Genomic DNA, 18800 nt, shown 5'->3' with positions numbered 1-18800 from the left:
GTCCCGCCCCTCTCACATACTTTTACAGCATCCCACTCAAAACTTTACATTCATAAAACAAAAAACCAACTGGAGGCTTCATGCCTGATAATAAAAAACAGGGACGGACGTCCAACAAGACGATGACATTCTTCGTCTGCTTCCTCGCAGCACTGGCAGGTTTACTTTTCGGCCTCGATATCGGCGTGATTGCCGGCGCCCTGCCGTTCATTACTGACGAATTCCAGATCGATTCCCATACCCAGGAGTGGGTGGTCAGCTCGATGATGTTTGGTGCGGCAGTCGGTGCAGTCGGCAGCGGCTGGCTCTCCTTCAAACTCGGGCGTAAAAAGAGCCTGATGATTGGCGCGATTCTGTTTGTCGCCGGTTCGCTCTTCTCTGCCGCGGCGCCTAACGTGGAAGTGCTGATTGCTTCACGTGTGCTGCTGGGCCTGGCGGTGGGTGTGGCCTCTTATACCGCGCCGCTGTATCTGTCTGAGATTGCACCGGAGAAAATCCGCGGCAGCATGATCTCCATGTATCAGCTGATGATTACTATCGGTATTCTCGGCGCCTATCTTTCTGACACCGCCTTCAGCTACAGTGGCGCATGGCGCTGGATGCTGGGTGTGATCATTATCCCGGCGGTGCTGCTGCTGATTGGTGTCTTCTTCCTGCCTGACAGCCCACGCTGGTTTGCGGCCAAACGGCGCTTTAACGATGCGGAGCGCGTCCTGCTGCGCCTGCGCGATACCAGCGCGGAAGCGAAGCGTGAGCTGGAAGAGATCCGCGAAAGCCTGCAGGTAAAACAGAGCGGCTGGGCTTTGTTTAAAGAGAACAGCAACTTCCGTCGGGCGGTGTTCCTTGGCGTGCTGCTGCAGATCATGCAGCAGTTCACCGGGATGAACGTCATTATGTATTACGCACCAAAAATCTTTGAGTTGGCAGGTTACAGCAACACCACTCAGCAGATGTGGGGCACCGTTATTGTCGGCCTGACCAACGTGCTGGCGACCTTTATCGCCATCGGTCTGGTGGATCGCTGGGGTCGTAAACCGACGCTGACGCTGGGCTTCCTGGTCATGGCGGCGGGTATGGGCGTGCTGGGTACGATGCTGCATGTGGGTATTGACTCCACCGCGATGCAGTACGTAGCCGTCGGGATGCTGCTGATGTTTATCGTCGGTTTTGCGATGAGCGCGGGCCCGCTGATCTGGGTACTCTGTTCTGAGATCCAGCCCCTGAAAGGCCGCGACTTCGGTATTACTTGCTCCACCGCCACCAACTGGATCGCCAACATGATTGTCGGCGCAACCTTCCTGACCATGCTCGATACGCTGGGTAATGCCAACACCTTCTGGGTGTACGGCGGTCTGAACCTGCTGTTTATCGTGCTGACGCTGTGGCTGGTTCCTGAAACGAAACATGTTTCGCTGGAACATATCGAACGCAACCTGATGAAAGGTCGCCCCCTGCGCGAAATTGGCTCCCACGATTGATCCATCCGGCTTCCTCCCCTGCGGAGGAAGCCGCTTGCACCGCCTCGCCGCAGGCTCTATGCTCTGCTCCTATGAAAACACCCCGTCTCCCTATTGCGCTTCAGCAAGCCGCTATGCGCAGCCTGCGCGATAAACTGGCCCAGGCCAACCTGAAACTCGACCGGAACTACCCTGAACCTAAGCTGGTGTGGCAGCAGCGCGGCACCGCAGCAGGCACCGCCTGGCTGGACGCGTACGAGATCCGCCTTAACCCCGTGTTAATGCTGGAAAACCAGCAGGCGTTTATTGACGAGGTGGTGCCGCATGAACTGGCGCATCTGCTGGTATGGAAGCACTTTGGCCGCGTGGCGCCGCACGGCAAAGAGTGGAAATGGATGATGGAAGCCGTGCTGGGCGTACCGGCTCGCCGAACCCACCAGTTCGAGCTTGATTCCGTTCGGCGCAATACGTTCCCCTATCGCTGCCCCTGTCAGCAGCACCAGCTTACGGTGCGTCGCCATAACCGGGTGGTGCGCGGAGAAGCGACCTACCGCTGCGTAAAGTGCGGTGAATCCCTTATCGCTGAGTAAGCGGCAGAACAATCAGGAACATTCCTGATCTACCTGATTGCATACAGGAACAACTTTCGTTACGTTGCGGGCTCGTTTTGACACGGAGTTCACGATGTCCCGTAATTTCTCTCTCGCGGTCGCGTTTCTGACGACGGCGTTCTCAGGCCATGCGCTGGCCGAAGGTATCCACAGTTTCTCTCAGGCAAAAGCCGCAGGCGTAAAGGTCAATGCTGACGTACCGGGCGATTTTTACTGTGGCTGCAAAATTAACTGGCAGGGCAAAAAAGGGGTCGTGGATCTACAGTCCTGCGGCTACAAAGTGCGTAAAAATGAGAACCGCGCCAGCCGTATCGAATGGGAACATGTGGTCCCGGCCTGGCAGTTCGGCCACCAGCGTCAGTGCTGGCAGGATGGCGGGCGTAAAAACTGCGCCAAAGACCCAATCTATCGCCAGATAGAGAGCGATATGCATAACCTGCAACCCGCCGTGGGCGAGGTAAATGGCGATCGCGGCAACTTTATGTATAGCCAGTGGAACGGCGGCGAAGGCCAGTATGGCCAGTGCGCCATGAAGGTCGATTTCAAGGAGAAACTTGCCGAGCCGCCTGCCCGCGCCCGCGGCAGCATCGCCCGCATCTACTTCTACATGCGCGACAGGTATCACCTCAACCTCTCCCGCCAGCAGACCCAGCTCTTCAACGCCTGGGATAAACTCTATCCGGTCACGGCCTGGGAGTGCATACGAGACGAGCGCATCGCCAAAGTACAGGGGAATCACAACCCTTACGTCCAGCGCGCTTGCCAGGCGCAAAAGAGCTAACCTACACTAGCGGCAACTGTTTCTTAGCGTCCCCCTCTCCCCTGTGGGATGAGGGGGACTCAGCTCTTGATGGATTTCTTAACTATGCGTGTTCCCCGTATTTATCACCCAGAACCGATTGCCGCTGACAGCGAAATCGCCCTCTCTGAAGAGGCCGCCAACCACGTTGGCCGCGTGCTGCGCATGGGTGCAGGCCAGGCGATTCAACTGTTTGATGGTTCAAATCAGGTTTTTGACGCCGAAATTATCCGCGCCGATAAAAAAAGCGTGCAGGTCAGCGTCCTGCGTGGCGACATCGACGATCGTGAATCACCGCTGCATATCCATTTAGGCCAGGTGATGTCGCGCGGCGAAAAAATGGAATTCACCATCCAGAAATCGATCGAACTGGGTGTAAGCCTCATTACGCCACTTTTTTCTGAGCGCTGCGGGGTTAAACTGGATGCTGAACGTCTGAATAAGAAGCTCCAGCAGTGGCAAAAAATCGCCATTGCCGCCTGTGAGCAGTGTGGCCGCAACCGCGTCCCGGAGATCCGTCCGGCCATGGATCTTGAAGCCTGGTGCGCGGAAGAGGAGCAGGGTCTGAAGCTCAACCTTCATCCCCGCGCCAGCGCCAGCATCAACACCCTGCCGCTGCCGGTTGAGCGCGTGCGTTTGTTGATCGGTCCGGAAGGCGGCCTGTCGGCGGATGAGATCGCCATGACCGCACGCTACCAGTTTACTGATATTCTGTTGGGACCCCGCGTTCTGCGTACTGAGACCACCGCGCTAACCGCCATCACTGCCCTGCAGGTGCGTTTTGGCGATTTAGGTTGAAGCATTAACGGAGAAGACAATGATCAAGCTCGGCATCGTGATGGACCCCATCGCAAGCATCAATATCAAGAAAGATTCCAGCTTCGCTATGCTGCTGGAAGCGCAACGTCGCGGCTATCAGCTCCACTATATGGAGATGAGCGATCTGTATCTGATTAACGGCGAGGCGCGTGCACGCACCCGCATCGTCAACGTCGAGCAGAATTACGATAAATGGTACGAGTTTGGTTCCGAGCAGGATCTGCCGCTTGCCGAACTCGACGTGATCCTGATGCGTAAAGACCCGCCGTTCGACACGGAGTACATCTACTGCACCTATATCCTGGAGCGCGCAGAAGAGAAAGGCACCCTGATCGTCAACAAGCCGCAGAGCCTGCGCGACTGTAACGAGAAGCTCTACACCGCCTGGTTCTCCGACCTGACGCCAGAGACGCTGGTGACGCGCAACAAAGCGCAGCTGAAAGCCTTCTGGCAGAAACATGGCGATATCATCCTGAAACCGCTGGACGGCATGGGCGGCGCCTCAATCTTCCGCGTTAAAGAGGGTGACCCAAACCTGGGGGTGATCGCCGAAACGCTGACCGAGCACGGTACCCGCTACTGCATGGCGCAGAACTATATTCCGGCGATTGTCGACGGCGACAAGCGCGTGCTGGTAGTGGATGGCGAACCGGTGCCTTACTGCCTGGCGCGTATTCCGCAGGGTGGCGAAACCCGTGGTAACCTGGCGGCCGGTGGCCGTGGCGAGCCGCGTCCGCTGACCGAAAGCGACTGGGAAATTGCCCGCCGCGTGGGCCCGCTGTTAAAAGCCAAAGGGCTGATCTTCGTTGGCCTCGACATCATTGGCGATCGCCTGACAGAAGTGAACGTGACCAGCCCGACCTGTATTCGTGAAATCGAAGCTGAGTTCCCGGTGTCTATCACCGGCATGCTGATGGATGCGATCGAAAAACGGCTGAAGCAGTAACAGTCCCAATATTTATACACACAACCCTTCATGCTGCATCAAGGCACAGCCGTTGCCCCGGCAGCGTGAAGGGTGAAGTGTATAGTGACAGTGTCGGGTTTTGTCCGCATACTGGATGCTGTCGCTTTTTAAACCAGGAAACTGAACCTCTGACAATGAATTTACAGCATCACTTTCTGATTGCCATGCCTGCTCTCCAGGATCCGATTTTCCGCCGTTCCGTCGTGTATATCTGCGAGTACAGCGAAGAGGGTGCGATGGGGATTATCATCAATAAACCGCTGGAAAATCTGACTGTTGAAGGCATTCTGGAAAAACTGAAAATTTCCCAGGACGAACGTATCCCTGAAATTCGTCTCGACAAACCGGTGATGCTGGGTGGCCCGCTGGCAGAAGATCGCGGCTTTATTTTGCATACGCCGCCCGGTTTCTCCTCCAGCATCCGCATCTCTGACAATACCGTTGTGACCACCTCCCGTGACGTGCTGGAGACGCTGGGCACCACCAGCCAGCCGGCGGATGTGCTTGTGGCGCTCGGTTACGCCTCATGGGAAAAAGGCCAGCTTGAGCAGGAGATCCTGGATAATGCCTGGCTCACGGCCCCGGCAGATCTGAACATTCTGTTTAAAACCCCCATCGCCGATCGCTGGCGGGATGCGGCAAAACTGATTGGCATTGATATCCAGACCATGCCTGGCGTCGCGGGGCACGCCTGATGAGCGGCACGCTTCTCGCCTTTGATTTCGGCACCAAAAGTATCGGCGTGGCGATCGGCCAGCGCATCACCGGCACCGCCCGCCCGCTGACGGCGCTGAAAGCGCAAAACGGCACCCCGGACTGGAACCTGATCGAACGACTGCTGAAAGAGTGGCAGCCGGACGAGGTCATCGTCGGTTTACCGCTGAATATGGATGGCACAGAACAGCCACTAACTGCCCGGGCGCGCAATTTTGCCAATAAAATTCATGGCCGTTTTGGCGTGGCGATTAAGCTGCATGACGAGCGGTTAAGCACGGTTGAAGCCCGCGCCGGTCTGTTCGAGCATGGCGGTTTTCGCGCGCTCAACAAAGGCAGCGTCGATTCCGCTTCTGCGGTGATTATTCTCGAAAGTTACTTCGAGCAGGGTTACTGATCCCCTTCCCTTTGCCCGGCAATCCGGGCAATTCATTCCTGGTCCGCCAGCAGCGTGGCGTTGAGCGCGGTCAGCTCATCAAGACGTGAGCGGACGGTCTCATCGTCAATATTCCACATACCGGCAAACGCCAGCGCGGCATGGTGCGCCCCTACGGGTACCGCCATCGACACTTCACCGTCGTCGTGATGCCAGATCACACGTCCCTGCTCACGCTGCTGGGCCACATGCGGGGCGAGGTTTTGCCACTGCTCGGGCGTAAAGCGGGGGATCAGCGCGTCATCCGGTTCGCTCGCCAGCAGCGACATGCCAATCACCGATTGCCAGGCGGGGAGCATATGGAATCCGGCCAGCGCCTGGCTGGCCTGGCTGCCGGGAACGGCGTGCCAGATATAAATGACCTGATCCTCCCACAGCACCCCCAAAGCCACCACGATATCGCGTGGCGCATGGCGCTCCAGCCGGGGCAAGGCGCGGGAGAAAAGCTCCGAGCCACGGATGGACTGCGCCGCCAGGGCATGAATGCCGGGGCCTGGCAGGTAGCGGCGGTGCTCGTCCTGCATGGTCAGGCCAATAGAGGCCATGGTCATCAGCAAACGGTTCACCCGGGTGGTGTTGATCCCCATCAGTCGTGCGAGTTCACGGCAACCGATAGCACGGCCGCTGGAAACCAGATATTGCAGACAGCGAATGCCGTCGATAAGACTTTGGTTCGGTTGTGATGACATAGCCGCTTTCAATCAGTGCAATCAGAAACTCGATTTTAGCGCTCATACCGCAGGAAACAAGGCCATGAGAGGCATTCTCTGCTGGCGCAGGCTCATGACAATCGCCCCTGCGCCCTGCGCTCAGCCAGGCTCTGCTCGAAGTTTTGCATGCCAGCCTGCTGCCCGGTCTGGATCACGCCGGGCAGTTGATAGGTTTTGCCTTCACGGATCAAATTGGCCGCCGCTGGGGTATTAACCAGCAGCTCGAACAGCGCGACACGCCCCTGCTGGTTATCCCTTTCGAGTTTTTGCGCCAGCACGGCCCGCAGGCTGCCTGCCAGCTGTTTACGTACCGGCTCTTTTTCCTGTGCGGGAAAGGCATCCACCAGCCTCTCCACCAGCCTCTCCACCGCCTGGGCGGCGCCCCGGGTATGAAGCGTCGCCAGCACCAGATGCCCGGTCTCTGCAGCGGTAAGCGCAAGGCGAATCGTCTCGCTGTCACGCAGTTCGCCCAGCAGGATTACATCGGGATCTTCACGTAAGGCTGCCCGCAGCGCGTCGGAAAAGGAGAGGCAATGCAGGCCAATCTCCCGCTGCTGAATCAGGCAACGCTTGCTCTGATGGATAAATTCCACCGGATCTTCGAGCGTCAGGATATGCCCGTCGCTATGGTGATTGAGAAAATCGACCATCGCCGCAAGCGTGGTGGATTTACCGCTGCCTGTCGCCCCGGTCACCAGTATCAGGCCGTTATCATTTGCCAGCAGTTCAGGTATCGCCCGCGGCGCTCCCAGTGTATGCAACTGCGGGCACTCGTCTGGAAGCAGGCGGAGCGCCAGGGAACACCCCTGCATATGTGCAAAGGCGCTGGCCCGCAGCCGCTGCTTGCTCGCAAGCGTAACGGCAAAATCCACCTGACCTTGGGCGCACCATGCCCCCTGCTGCTCGTCGCTAAGCCAGCTTTTTAGCAGCATCGCGACCTCCGGCCCCGGAAAGGGGGCAAATTCCATTTTCCCACGCCGCCGCCAGCGAGGTGGCGCGTTACTGCACAGGTGTAGATCCGAGACGTTATGCTTTACACTAAGGGCCACAATTTCTTCCATATCCATTTAATGATCCCCGGAAAATGAACGACATTGCGCATAACCTGGCACAGGTCAGGGACAAAATCTCAGCCGCGGCAACAGGTTGCGGCCGTGCTTCAGAAGAAGTTACGTTGCTTGCAGTCAGTAAAACCAAGCCTGCGAGCGCCATCGCAGAAGCGATTGATGCAGGCCAGCGCATGTTCGGTGAAAACTACGTGCAGGAAGGGGTGGAAAAAATCCGCCATTTCCGGGAAAAGGGCACCGCGGATCTGCAGTGGCACTTTATCGGACCGCTACAGTCGAACAAAAGCCGGCTGGTGGCGGAGCATTTCGACTGGTGTCATACCGTCGATCGTCTGCGCATCGCCACCCGTCTGAGCGAGCAGCGCCCGGCCGAGATGCCGCCGCTTAACGTGCTGATTCAAATCAATATTAGCGATGAAAACAGTAAGTCAGGTATTGCTCTTGAGGAACTGGAGCATCTGGCGGAACAGGTTGCCGCTCTGCCCGGCCTTCGCCTGCGCGGGTTAATGGCGATTCCGGCCCCTGAAACAGATTACGACAGGCAGTTTGCCGTAGCCCGGCAAATGGCTGTAGCATTTGAGGCGCTTAAAACGCGCTACCCAACGGTCGACACGCTTTCACTGGGCATGACGGACGATATGGCCGCCGCGATTGCGGCTGGCAGCACCATGGTGCGCATCGGGACAGCAATTTTCGGCGCGCGCGATTACACCCAATAATAAGGAAACCTGAGGAACGCCATGAAGACGTTGACCTTCCTGCTCTCAACGGTCATTGAACTGTATACGATGGTGCTTTTGTTACGCGTCTGGATGCAGTGGGCCCGTTGTGATTTTTACAACCCCTTCTCACAGTTTGTCGTGAAAGTGACCCAACCGATTGTCGGACCGCTGCGCCGGGTGATCCCGCCGATGGGCCCGATTGACAGCGCCTCCCTGCTGATTGCGCTGATCCTGTGCGTGGTGAAAGCGATCGTGCTGTTTATGGTCATCACCTTCCAGCCGATCATCTGGATCGCGGCGGTGTTGATCCTGATAAAAACGATCGGCCTGCTGATTTTCTGGGTTCTGCTGCTGATGGCGATCATGAGCTGGGTAAGCCAGGGCCGTAGCCCGGTAGAGTATGCCCTGATTCAGCTTGCCGACCCGCTGCTGCGCCCGATTCGTAATCTGCTGCCAGCCATGGGTGGAATCGACTTCTCCCCAATGATCCTCGTGCTGCTGCTGTACGTAATCAACATGGGTATCGCTGAACTGCTGCAGTCCACAGGCAATATGTTGCTGCCGGGGCTGTGGATGGCGTTATGAGTGCTGTCAGCACCTGCGCCGATGGGCTGGTTTTACGGCTGTATATTCAGCCGAAAGCCAGCCGCGACACGATTATCGGGCTGCATGGCGACGAAGTAAAAGTCGCCATCACCGCCCCTCCTGTGGATGGCCAGGCCAATGCCCATCTGGTGAAGTATCTGGCGAAGCAGTTTCGCGTTGCGAAAAGCCAGGTGCTGATCGAGAAAGGTGAACTGGGCCGTCACAAGCAGGTCAAAATTCTTAATCCGCAACAAATCCCGACGGAAGTCGCGGCACTGATACAACAGGATTAACAGATGCAAAAAGTTGTTCTCGCTACCGGTAACGCCGGTAAAGTGCGCGAGCTGGCCTCGCTGTTAAATGATTTCGGTCTGGATGTGGTCGCTCAGACCGAGCTGGGGGTGGACTCTGCGGAAGAGACCGGCCTGACCTTTATTGAAAACGCCATTCTGAAGGCGCGCCATGCTGCACAGGTCACCGGCTTACCGGCCATTGCCGATGACTCTGGCCTGGCGGTAGATGCCCTTGGCGGCGCGCCAGGAATTTACTCCGCCCGCTACTCCGGCGTCGACGCCAGCGACCAGCAGAACCTCGAAAAGCTGCTGGAAACGCTCAAGGATGTACCGGATGAGCAGCGCAAAGCGCAGTTCCACTGCGTGCTGGTCTATATGCGTCACGCTGAAGACCCAACGCCGCTGGTCTGCCACGGCAGCTGGCCGGGCGTGATCGCCCGCGAGGCGGCAGGCAATGGCGGCTTTGGCTACGATCCGATTTTCTTTGTCCCGAGCGAGGGCAAAACCGCTGCGGAACTGACCCGCGAAGAAAAAAGCGCGATTTCCCATCGTGGACGCGCCCTGAAACTGTTACTGGAAGCATTACGTAATGGCTAATTTGCCACCATTGAGTCTTTATATTCACATCCCGTGGTGCGTGCAGAAATGCCCGTACTGCGATTTCAACTCGCATGCGCTAAAAGGCGAAGTGCCCCATGACGATTACGTTCAGCATCTGCTTGCCGATCTGGACGCCGACGTACCTTACGCGCAGGGACGTGAAGTAAAGACCATTTTTATCGGTGGCGGTACGCCGAGCCTGCTCTCAGGCCCGGCGATGCAGACGCTGCTGGATGGCGTGCGTGCGCTTCTTAATCTGGCAGCGGATGCAGAGATTACCATGGAGGCCAACCCGGGAACCGTCGAGGCCGACCGTTTTGTGGAGTATCAGCGCGCCGGGGTGAACCGTATCTCCATTGGGGTACAGAGCTTCAGCGAGCCGAAATTAAAGCTTCTGGGACGCATTCATGGCCCGGAAGAGGCAAAGCGCGCCGCTCACCTGGCAACCGGGCTGGGGTTGCGCAGCTTTAACCTCGACCTGATGCACGGCCTGCCGGATCAGTCCCTGGAGGAAGCGCTGGACGATCTGCGCCAGGCCATTGAGCTGAACCCGCCGCACCTCTCCTGGTATCAGCTGACCATTGAGCCAAACACGCTGTTTGGTTCACGCCCGCCGGTGCTGCCTGATGATGACGCGCTGTGGGATATTTTCGAGCAGGGCCACAGGCTTTTGACCGCCGCCGGGTATCAGCAGTACGAAACCTCGGCCTACGCGAAGCCTGGCTACCAGTGTCAGCACAACCTGAACTACTGGCGTTTTGGCGACTACCTGGGCATTGGCTGTGGCGCCCACGGCAAAGTGACCTTCCCGGACGGACGGATTCTGCGCACGGCTAAAACGCGCCATCCGCGTGGCTATATGGAAGGACGCTATCTTGAGCGCAGCCATGATGTTGAAGCTGACGATAAGCCGTTTGAGTTCTTTATGAACCGCTTCCGCCTGCTGGAAGCCGCACCGCGCGCGGAGTTTACGTTGTATACCGGGTTGCCTGAAGCGGTAATTCGCCCTCAACTGAATGAAGCCATCGCCAAAGGTTACCTGACCGAATGCGATCAGTACTGGCAAATCACCCAGCAGGGGAAATTGTTCCTGAACTCCCTTCTTGAGCTGTTCCTCGCAGAATAATGCCTGATGCGCCTCCGGGCGCATTTTTATATCGTTAAAACCGAATAAACATTACGGCTTTTTAATAACAATTAAAGTAAACCATATATTATTGTCTGAACCATAAATCCCCCTCCATCTATTTATCTAATCCAGCGCACATTTTAATAATAAACCCCTACTCCACGCGGAAATTACGATTACTATTGCGACACATGTACGACAACTTTGTTAATCTGTCATACAAATAAAAGTAACGCGTAATGGAATTAGTGATAACGACCTTTTAGCATGGAGCTTAATAATGAAAACTCGTTCGTATTTACGTTTATTATTATCGGCACTTTCAATTACGTTATTCGCTACTGCTGCCAGCGCAGCGGACAAAGTCCCCCTGAAACTGGCGCATAACCTCGAACGTAGCCACGTTGTCCACCGGGCGTTCGAAGCCATGGCGAAAGATGTTAAAACGCTCTCTGATGGCACCATGACCATACGGATCTATCCCAGCAGCCAAATGGGCAATGCCCGCGAAACCATGGAGCTTTTACAAAATGGCGCGCTGGATATGACAAAAGGCTCAGCCAGTGATTTGGAATCCTTTGATAATATTTATGCCATCTATAATTTACCTTTCTTATTTCGCGATCAGGCCCACTTTAATACCGTCGTATTTGGCGACATCGGCAAAGAAATTATGGCGTCGACCAAAGAGAGAGGCTTTTTTGCGTTATCTGCTTACGTTGCTGGCACCCGTAGCTTTTATGCTAAAAAGCCCATTACTAAACCAGACGATCTGAAAGGGCTTAAAATTCGCGTTCAGCCAAGCCCCACCACGATAAAAATGATTGAACTTATGGGTGGCTCGCCAACGCCCGTCTCCTTCGGCGAAGTCTATACCGCCATGCAGCAAGGGGTGGTTGATGGGGCAGAAAATAATGTGCCGTCATGGGTGCAAACTCGCCACATTGAAATCGCGAAGGTCTTTTCTGAGGATGAACACGCCTCAATACCGGACTTTCTGGTTATCGCCACCAAAACCTGGGACGCTCTGACCCCGGCGCAGCAGCAGATCCTGGCAACCGCCGCCAGCAACTCGCAGGTTTATCAGCAAAAACTGTGGGATGAGATTGATGCGCAAACCCGCGCCCAGGCGAAAGCGATGGGTGGTGAGATTATCAAAGTTGATAAAGCCCCCTTCCGCGCCGCGGTTCAGCCGCTGTTTGATGATTTCAAAAAAGATCCCAAACAAGCTGCCCTGTTAGCAAAGTTTGAAAACGCGGTACCGCAATAATTTTTCTAAGGGCCGGATCAGGCCCTTTTTCAACGGGATATTCACCATGATATTTAACCGCCTTAAGGCTGCGGTAGACCGCGTCATTGCCGCTTTTTGCGTGCTGGTGATGATCGCGCTGGTTATCTGTGTGGTGTGGCAGGTTGTGAGTCGCTACGTCCTTAACCAACCCAGCACCCTGACCGATGAGCTGGCACGCTTCTTAATGATCTGTGTGGGGTTGCTCGGTGCGGCTTACAGCGTGGGAGCTCAGCGACACCTCTCTATCGACCTTCTCGCCCTCTCCCTGAGTCGGCCTAAGCAGGCGCTGTTGAGCCTGCTGGTCAACCTGATGATCTTTGTTTTTGCCGGGCTGGTCATCGTGACGGGAGGCATCCGGCTTATCGGTAAAACCCTTGAGACGGCCCAGGTTTCTGCGGTCATGCAGATCCCCATGGGTTACGTCTACCTTATCCTTCCGCTGAGCGGCCTGGTGATCATGTTTTATGCCCTGAATTTTATGTGCCAGAGCCTGCTGGCGCTGAAAACCGCAAACGTGGAGGCGTTATAATGGAAAACGCAGTAGCGCTCACGCTGTTTGGCAGCTTTTTTGTGTTGGTTTTCATTGGCGTCCCGATCTCTTTTTCGATTGGTATCGCTACGGTGGCTTCCATGCTGCTGATGTTCCCTTGGGAGATCGCCGTCGTCACGGTGTCCCAACGTCTGGCGAACGGCCTGGATAATTTTTCGCTGCTGGCGATCCCGTTTTTTATCTTTGCGGGCACGCTAATGAACAGCGGCGGGATCGCCATACGGTTGATTAATCTGGCCCAGGTGATGGTTGGCCGGGTTCCCGGCTCGCTCGGTCACGTGAACGTGATGGCGAATATGATGTTTGGCTCCATATCTGGTTCCGCAGTAGCCGCCGCGGCCGCCGTTGGCGGAACGCTTCACCCCATCCAGACAAAGCAGGGTTACGACCCCACCTTCACCACGGCGGTAAACGTTACATCCTGCATCACGGGCCTGCTCATTCCCCCTTCCAACGTGCTGATCGTCTTCTCCCTTACCGCGGGCGGCGTCTCGATAGCCTCACTGTTTATGGCGGGCTACCTGCCGGGTCTTCTGATGGGGCTGGCGATTATGATCGTCTGCGCCGTCATTGCTAAACGCCGCGCTTATCCACTCACTGAGCTCCCCACCCGCGCCCAGGCGATCAAGGCCTTTTTTGACGCGATGCCAAGCCTGCTGCTGGTCATCATCGTTATGGGCGGCATTCTGGGCGGTATCTTTACTGCCACGGAGGCATCGGCCATCGCCGTGGTTTACACCTTTATTCTGTCGGTGCTGATTTACCGGGAGGTGAAGTGGCGGGAGTTACCCAGGCTGATTCTGGAGTCGGTGGTCATGACCTCCATCGTCTTGCTGCTGATCGGCTTTTCCGTGGGGATGTCCTGGGCAATGACCAACGCAGACATTCCCTATTTGATCAGCGATACGCTGATGGGGATCTCTGATAATCCGTTGGTTATTCTGCTGCTGATTAATATCGTGCTGCTGATCGTCGGGATCTTTATGGATATGACCCCCGCGGTGTTGATCTTTACCCCTATTTTCCTGCCTATTGCTCAGGAGCTGGGGATGGATCCGGTGCATTTCGGCATTATGATGGTGGCCAATCTCTGTATCGGCCTGCTGACGCCGCCGGTGGGCAGCGCATTATTTGTCGGCTGCTCTATTTCCGGGGTTAAGATCCAGCAGTTGATTAAACCTCTACTGCCGTTCTACTTAGCCCTGATAACCGCGCTGATGCTGATTACCTACATCCCCGCAATTTCGTTGTTTCTTCCTGAACTGCTGGGCTTAATGTGATGCAGACCAGCAAAGGGCGTCCCCCTTTGCTGGTTCAATAGCGTTACTTCAGCCCGCCCACCAGCGCCTTGCGGCTCTCTTCCAGCGAGACAACGCGCTGACACACGTCTTTGCCGAATGCCTTGAAATCCGCTTCCTGGTTTTTCCACTCGTTCTGGATGGCGGTTTGCAGACCGCCCAGGCTACCCAGCACGCCCTGCAGCGGGTTACCGCCGCCTTTCAGTACCGCTTTGGCGCCCATCTCGTTAATGCTGTCCTGCAGGATGCCGCCCATCGCCTGGTTCACCAGCTGCTGGCCGTCGGCGCGCACCTGATCGATCGCTTTATAGTGGAACGTCAGGCCATCGGTGCGATGCTCAATAATGCGGTTCATCTGCTCTTTTAACTGCGCGTCCAGCTTTGTCAGGCGCGAGCGCATATTGCTGCTCTCCCCTGCCTCTTTAGCGATGATCCTATCCAGCGCGACACGGCCTTTTTCGACGCGGGTCAGAGCGCCTTCATCAATCCACGGCAGCGCGCTGCGCAGATCGGCCTGATAGTCTTTTGCCTGTTCACGTTGGGCTGCGCTCAGCGTGTACTGCTTGCCGTTAAACATGACGTTGCCATCCGGGGTGATCACCAGATTGCCGTTCTCACCTTTTACCTGCACGGTTTGCGGGCTCAGGATCACGTCGTCACGTGGCGTGACTTCACATTTGTACTCTGCGTGAGCGGTGAGTGCCGTGGTCATTAAGGCCGCGGCGAGCAGCGTTTTGCGCATCATATATTCTCCCTCATACAAAATGGGCCAGCAATTGCTGGCCCCTGATGCTCTATTAGTCCCACCAAATGTCGAAAAGTTCGCTGATGCGCACCTCTTCGAATTTGTGGTCTTCCAGCCACTTACGCACAATGGCCTGATCTTCTTCGGTACACTTGCCGATCTCTTGTTTGCAGATCAAACCTTCCCAGGCCAGGTAGCCGCTGCCGTCAAACGCCAGCTTGTTCGGCTCGATGACTTCATTGATGAAAGCATCGACATCTTCATCAATTTTTTCTACGCTGGTGCCTTCCGGGAAACGCCATGCAACCGAAAAACCCACCTCCTGGAACTCTTCGATGTGCATTTTCTTACGCAGACGACGGCTACGGTTCTTTGCCATTATTTCACCCTCTCGAACATTAAGTCCCATACGCCGTGACCAAGACGATGGCCACGCTGTTCAAATTTGGTTACCGGACGCGATTCAGGACGCGGTACATAGTCATTGCTCGCAGACTGGTTTTTATACCCGTCCAGCGCCGACATCACTTCCAGCATATGTTCCGCATACTGTTCCCAGTCGGTTGCCATATGGAAAACACCACCCAGCTTCAGTTTGCTTCTGAGAAGTTCAGCAAACGGCGCCTGAACGATACGGCGTTTATTATGACGTGCTTTGTGCCACGGGTCAGGGAAAAAGAGCTGAACCATGCTCAGAGAATTGTCAGGAATCATCTTGTGCAGCACTTCTACCGCGTCGTGACACATCACGCGCAGGTTCTCGACACCCTCTTCGTGGGCGGTCGCCAGACAGGCACCGACACCTGGGGAGTGGACTTCAATGCCGAGGAAGTTCTGCTCCGGGCGCGCTTTTGCCATAGTCACCAGCGAAGCGCCCATGCCGAAACCGATCTCCAGTGTGACCGGTGCGTCGCGGCCAAACAGCGCCACAAAGTCGAGCGGCTGTTCGGTGAACTCAACGCCCATCACCGGCCAGTAGTTATCCAGCGCGTGCTGCTGCCCTTTGGTCAGGCGCCCCTGGCGGCGGACAAAGCTGCGAATACGGCGCAGCGGGCGGCCGTTTTCATCAAATTCCGGTGATATGACGTCGTTTTTCATAAAAGAGTAGTCTGCTTGTGAGAATGTTCGGGAAACGGGCATTATCCAAAGTTAATGACCGGATGCAAGCTTGGGAAAGATCCGGTTTACAGCCGCATGCCTCTGTGCTGCAATCTGCCTCCCTGATACCGCAAAGCGAAGACCATGCAAGCCTCTCAATTTTCAGCCCAGGTGCTGGACTGGTACGACAAATACGGGCGTAAAACCCTCCCCTGGCAAATTGAAAAAACACCGTACAAAGTATGGCTCTCAGAGGTGATGTTGCAACAAACGCAGGTCGCGACGGTTATCCCTTACTTTGAACGCTTTATGGCGCGTTTTCCGACGGTGACCGATCTGGCTAACGCCCCGCTGGATGAAGTGCTGCATCTGTGGACCGGGCTCGGCTACTACGCCCGCGCCCGCAATCTGCATAAAGCCGCCCAGCAGGTGGTGTCGCTGCACGGCGGCACCTTCCCGGAAACCTTCGATGAAGTGGCCGCCCTGCCGGGCGTGGGGCGCTCCACCGCCGGGGCCATCCTTTCTCTCTCGCTGGGTAAACACTTCCCGATTCTCGACGGCAACGTGAAGCGCGTGCTGGCGCGCTGCTACGCCGTCGGTGGCTGGCCGGGCAAAAAAGAGGTGGAGAAGCGCCTGTGGGAGATCAGTGAAGCGGTCACTCCCGCTCACGGCGTTGAACGCTTTAACCAGGCGATGATGGATCTGGGCGCGATGGTCTGTACCCGCTCGAAGCCCAAATGCGAGCTCTGCCCGCTGAATAATCTGTGCGTCGCCTATGCTAACCAGTCGTGGGCGCAATATCCCGGTAAAAAGCCGAAGCAGACCTTACCAGAGCGTACCGGCTATTTCCTGCTGATGCAGCACGAGGAGACCGTCTGGCTCGCCCAGCGTCCGCCAAGCGGTTTATGGGGCGGTCTGTTCTGCTTCCCGCAGTTTGAGGATGAGGAGCGTCTTCGCGACTGGCTGGCGCAACGCGGCATCCCTGCCGATACTCTTGTGCAGCTCAACGCGTTTCGCCATACCTTCAGCCACTTCCATCTGGATATTGTTCCAATGTGGCTTCCCGTGTCCTCATTCACGGCGTGCATGGATGAAGGCACCGCTCTCTGGTATAACTTAGCGCAACCGCCGTCAGTGGGGCTCGCGGCTCCCGTAGAGCGCCTGTTACAGCAATTACGTGTCGGAGCAACGGTTTAGCTCCGGGCGACAAAGAGGAATCAGTATGGCCAGAACAATTTTTTGCACCTTCCTGCAGCGTGAAGCAGAAGGCCAGGACTTCCAGCTCTATCCGGGCGATCTGGGTAAGCGCATCTATAACGAAATTTCAAAAGAGGCGTGGGCGCAGTGGCAACACAAGCAAACCATGCTGATTAACGAGCGCAAGCTCAACATGATGAACGTTGAACACCGCAAGCAGCTTGAAGAGGAGATGGTCAATTTCCTGTTTGAAGGCAAAGACGTTCACATCGAAGGCTATACGCCACCAGAAAAATAATATCGTGCAGCCTTACCTGGTCTACGGTTTGTAGGCCGGGTAAGCGTAGCGCCCCCGGCGAAAAGAGCCCCAGAACAAACACAACACGCACTCCTGGAATGATGAAAAAATTTTTAGCGCTTGCTCTTGTTGCACCGTTACTTGTTTCGTGTTCCTCCAGTAAGAAAGGCGATAGCTATAACGAAGCCTGGGTAAAGGACACCAACGGTTTTGACATTCTGATGGGGCAATTCGCCCATAACATCGAAAATATCTGGGGATTTAACGAGGTTCTGATCGCAGGACCAAAGGACTACGTTAAGTATACCGACGCTTACCAGACCCGCAGCCACATCAACTTTGACGAAGGTACTATTACCGTTGAGACCATCGCCGGAACCGATCCTGCGGCGCGTTTGCGCGAGGCGATCGTGAAAACCCTGCTGATGGGTGACGATCCGGGCTCTATCGACCTTTACTCCGATGCCGACGACATCACCATCTCCAAAGAGCCGTTCCTCTATGGCCAGGTGGTGGATCAAACCGGCCAGTCCATTCGCTGGGAAGGCCGTGCTAATAATTTTGCTAACTACCTGTTGCAGACGCGCCTGAAAAGCCGCAGCAATGGCCTGCGTGTTATCTACAGCGTGACCATTAACCTGGTGCCGAACCACCTCGATAAACGTGCGCACAAATATGTCGGGATGGTCCGTCAGGCATCGCGTAAATATGGTGTCGATGAGTCGCTGATCCTGGCAATTATGCAGACTGAATCGTCGTTTAACCCGTACGCGGTGAGCCGTTCCGACGCCCTGGGCCTGATGCAGGTTGTGCAGCACAGCGCCGGGAAAGATGTGTTCCGCTCGCAGGGAAGATCGGGTATGCCAAGCCGCAGTTACCTGTTTGATCCTGCCAGCAATATCGACACCGGCACCGCCTATCTGGCGATGCTGAATAACGTTTACCTGAGCGGCATTGATAACCCGACCTCACGCCGCTATGCGGTGATCACCGCCTACAACGGCGGCGCAGGCAGCGTGCTGCGGGTCTTCTCCAACGATAAAATCCAGGCGGCAAACATCATCAACAATATGTCACCGGGGGATGTTTACCAGACCCTCACCAGCCGTCACCCTTCCGCAGAGTCCCGCCGCTACCTCTACAAGGTCAATACGGCTCAGAAGAGCTATCGTAGAAAGTAGTGTGACTTTTTTACCCTCTCCGTCGTGGGGAGGGTAAAGATTCCGTCGCTCCCCGCCCGCCTTCCCCATAAGAAATTGTTATTTGCATCACAATCCAAACTGCAAATTAATGTTGATTGCATTTTTTTGCGGGAGGTAACAAAACATCACGCCACTCGCTGATAGAATTGCATCAAATCCAAAACCCAAATGTTTCTAAACCAACATACAGCCCGCTCTCTTGTGAGGAAAGT

General features: G+C 55.8%; 23 protein-coding genes. 18 read left to right on the top strand and 5 right to left on the bottom strand.

Annotation, left to right across the window (positions count from 1 at the left end; translation table 11 throughout):
* The first annotated feature begins 80 nt into the window (after nucleotides 1-80).
* The 7 genes from DVA44_RS03940 to ruvX all read left to right on the top strand — a co-directional run bounded on the left by DVA44_RS03940 (nucleotide 81) and on the right by ruvX (nucleotide 5764).
* Nucleotides 81-1478: a sugar porter family MFS transporter gene (locus DVA44_RS03940; RefSeq protein ID WP_103176918.1), complete on the top strand. Its 1398-nt coding sequence runs from the start codon at nucleotides 81-83 to the stop codon at nucleotides 1476-1478.
* 71 nt (nucleotides 1479-1549) lie between these two features.
* Complete coding sequence (locus DVA44_RS03935) at nucleotides 1550-2047, top strand: SprT family zinc-dependent metalloprotease (RefSeq protein ID WP_114316825.1); 498 nt, start codon at nucleotides 1550-1552, stop codon at nucleotides 2045-2047.
* A 94-nt stretch (nucleotides 2048-2141) separates the two neighbouring features.
* Nucleotides 2142-2849: a deoxyribonuclease I gene (gene endA, locus DVA44_RS03930; RefSeq protein ID WP_103176920.1), complete on the top strand. Its 708-nt coding sequence runs from the start codon at nucleotides 2142-2144 to the stop codon at nucleotides 2847-2849.
* Between the two features lie 84 nt (nucleotides 2850-2933).
* Entirely contained in the window at nucleotides 2934-3665 is a 732-nt protein-coding gene (gene rsmE, locus DVA44_RS03925) for a 16S rRNA (uracil(1498)-N(3))-methyltransferase (RefSeq protein ID WP_114316824.1), read from the top strand.
* A 19-nt stretch (nucleotides 3666-3684) separates the two neighbouring features.
* Nucleotides 3685-4632, top strand: coding sequence for a glutathione synthase (gene gshB, locus DVA44_RS03920; RefSeq protein WP_114316823.1), 948 nt, complete (start codon nucleotides 3685-3687; stop codon nucleotides 4630-4632).
* Between the two features lie 155 nt (nucleotides 4633-4787).
* Entirely contained in the window at nucleotides 4788-5348 is a 561-nt protein-coding gene (locus tag DVA44_RS03915; RefSeq protein ID WP_114316822.1) for a YqgE/AlgH family protein, read from the top strand.
* Nucleotides 5348-5764, top strand: a complete 417-nt coding sequence (ruvX, locus tag DVA44_RS03910) for a Holliday junction resolvase RuvX (RefSeq protein WP_103822816.1) — start codon at nucleotides 5348-5350, stop codon at nucleotides 5762-5764. Before DVA44_RS03915 ends, ruvX begins: the two co-directional genes overlap by 1 nt.
* A 32-nt stretch (nucleotides 5765-5796) precedes the next feature.
* Here the strand turns inward: ruvX and DVA44_RS03905 are convergent, their stop codons facing one another.
* Complete coding sequence (locus tag DVA44_RS03905; RefSeq protein ID WP_114316821.1) at nucleotides 5797-6492, bottom strand: IclR family transcriptional regulator; 696 nt, start codon at nucleotides 6490-6492, stop codon at nucleotides 5797-5799.
* 92 nt (nucleotides 6493-6584) lie between these two features.
* Nucleotides 6585-7580: a type IV pilus twitching motility protein PilT gene (locus tag DVA44_RS03900; RefSeq protein ID WP_114385775.1), complete on the bottom strand. Its 996-nt coding sequence runs from the start codon at nucleotides 7578-7580 to the stop codon at nucleotides 6585-6587.
* 17 nt (nucleotides 7581-7597) lie between these two features.
* Here DVA44_RS03900 and DVA44_RS03895 point away from each other — a divergent pair, with 17 nt between their 5' ends.
* The 8 genes from DVA44_RS03895 (at nucleotide 7598) to DVA44_RS03860 (ending at nucleotide 14030) form a co-directional block, all read left to right on the top strand.
* On the top strand, nucleotides 7598-8299 hold the full coding sequence (locus tag DVA44_RS03895) for a YggS family pyridoxal phosphate-dependent enzyme (RefSeq protein ID WP_114316819.1): 702 nt from the start codon (nucleotides 7598-7600) through the stop codon (nucleotides 8297-8299).
* Nucleotides 8300-8320: 21 nt separating this feature from the next.
* Nucleotides 8321-8887, top strand: coding sequence for a YggT family protein (locus DVA44_RS03890; protein WP_114385774.1), 567 nt, complete (start codon nucleotides 8321-8323; stop codon nucleotides 8885-8887).
* Complete coding sequence (gene yggU, locus DVA44_RS03885) at nucleotides 8884-9180, top strand: DUF167 family protein YggU (RefSeq protein ID WP_103822821.1); 297 nt, start codon at nucleotides 8884-8886, stop codon at nucleotides 9178-9180. Before DVA44_RS03890 ends, yggU begins: the two co-directional genes overlap by 4 nt.
* 3 nt (nucleotides 9181-9183) lie before the next feature.
* Nucleotides 9184-9777: an XTP/dITP diphosphatase gene (locus tag DVA44_RS03880; protein WP_103176930.1), complete on the top strand. Its 594-nt coding sequence runs from the start codon at nucleotides 9184-9186 to the stop codon at nucleotides 9775-9777.
* Nucleotides 9770-10906, top strand: a complete 1137-nt coding sequence (gene hemW, locus DVA44_RS03875; RefSeq protein ID WP_114385773.1) for a radical SAM family heme chaperone HemW — start codon at nucleotides 9770-9772, stop codon at nucleotides 10904-10906. Before DVA44_RS03880 ends, hemW begins: the two co-directional genes overlap by 8 nt.
* 283 nt (nucleotides 10907-11189) lie before the next feature.
* The gene (locus DVA44_RS03870; protein WP_114385772.1) at nucleotides 11190-12179 is read left to right on the top strand and encodes a TRAP transporter substrate-binding protein; all 990 of its coding nucleotides are present in this window, start codon (nucleotides 11190-11192) and stop codon (nucleotides 12177-12179) included.
* 46 nt (nucleotides 12180-12225) lie between these two features.
* Complete coding sequence (locus tag DVA44_RS03865; protein ID WP_139157078.1) at nucleotides 12226-12729, top strand: TRAP transporter small permease; 504 nt, start codon at nucleotides 12226-12228, stop codon at nucleotides 12727-12729.
* Nucleotides 12729-14030 carry a TRAP transporter large permease gene (locus DVA44_RS03860; protein WP_114316816.1) on the top strand — a complete coding sequence of 434 codons (1302 nt, stop codon included), beginning with the start codon at nucleotides 12729-12731 and terminating at the stop codon, nucleotides 14028-14030. Before DVA44_RS03865 ends, DVA44_RS03860 begins: the two co-directional genes overlap by 1 nt.
* 43 nt (nucleotides 14031-14073) lie before the next feature.
* Here DVA44_RS03860 and DVA44_RS03855 read toward each other — a convergent pair whose 3' ends face one another.
* The 3 genes from DVA44_RS03855 to trmB are packed head-to-tail and all read right to left on the bottom strand — an operon-like array spanning nucleotide 14074 to nucleotide 15891.
* Nucleotides 14074-14793: a DUF2884 domain-containing protein gene (locus DVA44_RS03855; protein WP_103822824.1), complete on the bottom strand. Its 720-nt coding sequence runs from the start codon at nucleotides 14791-14793 to the stop codon at nucleotides 14074-14076.
* Between the two features lie 52 nt (nucleotides 14794-14845).
* The gene (locus DVA44_RS03850) at nucleotides 14846-15172 is read right to left on the bottom strand and encodes a YggL family protein (protein WP_103822825.1); all 327 of its coding nucleotides are present in this window, start codon (nucleotides 15170-15172) and stop codon (nucleotides 14846-14848) included.
* Nucleotides 15172-15891 (bottom strand): tRNA (guanosine(46)-N7)-methyltransferase TrmB, encoded by a 720-nt coding sequence (trmB, locus tag DVA44_RS03845; RefSeq protein ID WP_114316815.1) that lies wholly within the window; start codon nucleotides 15889-15891, stop codon nucleotides 15172-15174. Before trmB ends, DVA44_RS03850 begins: the two co-directional genes overlap by 1 nt.
* 144 nt (nucleotides 15892-16035) lie before the next feature.
* On the opposite strand from trmB, the gene mutY reads away from it, so the two are divergent.
* From mutY to mltC, 3 genes are all read left to right on the top strand, one after another.
* Complete coding sequence (mutY, locus tag DVA44_RS03840) at nucleotides 16036-17088, top strand: A/G-specific adenine glycosylase (RefSeq protein ID WP_114316814.1); 1053 nt, start codon at nucleotides 16036-16038, stop codon at nucleotides 17086-17088.
* A gap of 25 nt (nucleotides 17089-17113) precedes the next feature.
* Complete coding sequence (locus tag DVA44_RS03835) at nucleotides 17114-17386, top strand: oxidative damage protection protein (protein ID WP_103176936.1); 273 nt, start codon at nucleotides 17114-17116, stop codon at nucleotides 17384-17386.
* Between the two features lie 101 nt (nucleotides 17387-17487).
* Nucleotides 17488-18567 carry a membrane-bound lytic murein transglycosylase MltC gene (mltC, locus tag DVA44_RS03830; protein ID WP_114385771.1) on the top strand — a complete coding sequence of 360 codons (1080 nt, stop codon included), beginning with the start codon at nucleotides 17488-17490 and terminating at the stop codon, nucleotides 18565-18567.
* The last annotated feature ends 233 nt before the right edge of the window (nucleotides 18568-18800 follow it).

The organism is Leclercia sp. W17 (assembly GCF_003336325.1).
GTDB lineage: Bacteria > Pseudomonadota > Gammaproteobacteria > Enterobacterales > Enterobacteriaceae > Enterobacter.
Note: the sequence above shows the minus strand (reverse complement) of the source record. Positions and strands in the feature narration are given on the sequence as shown.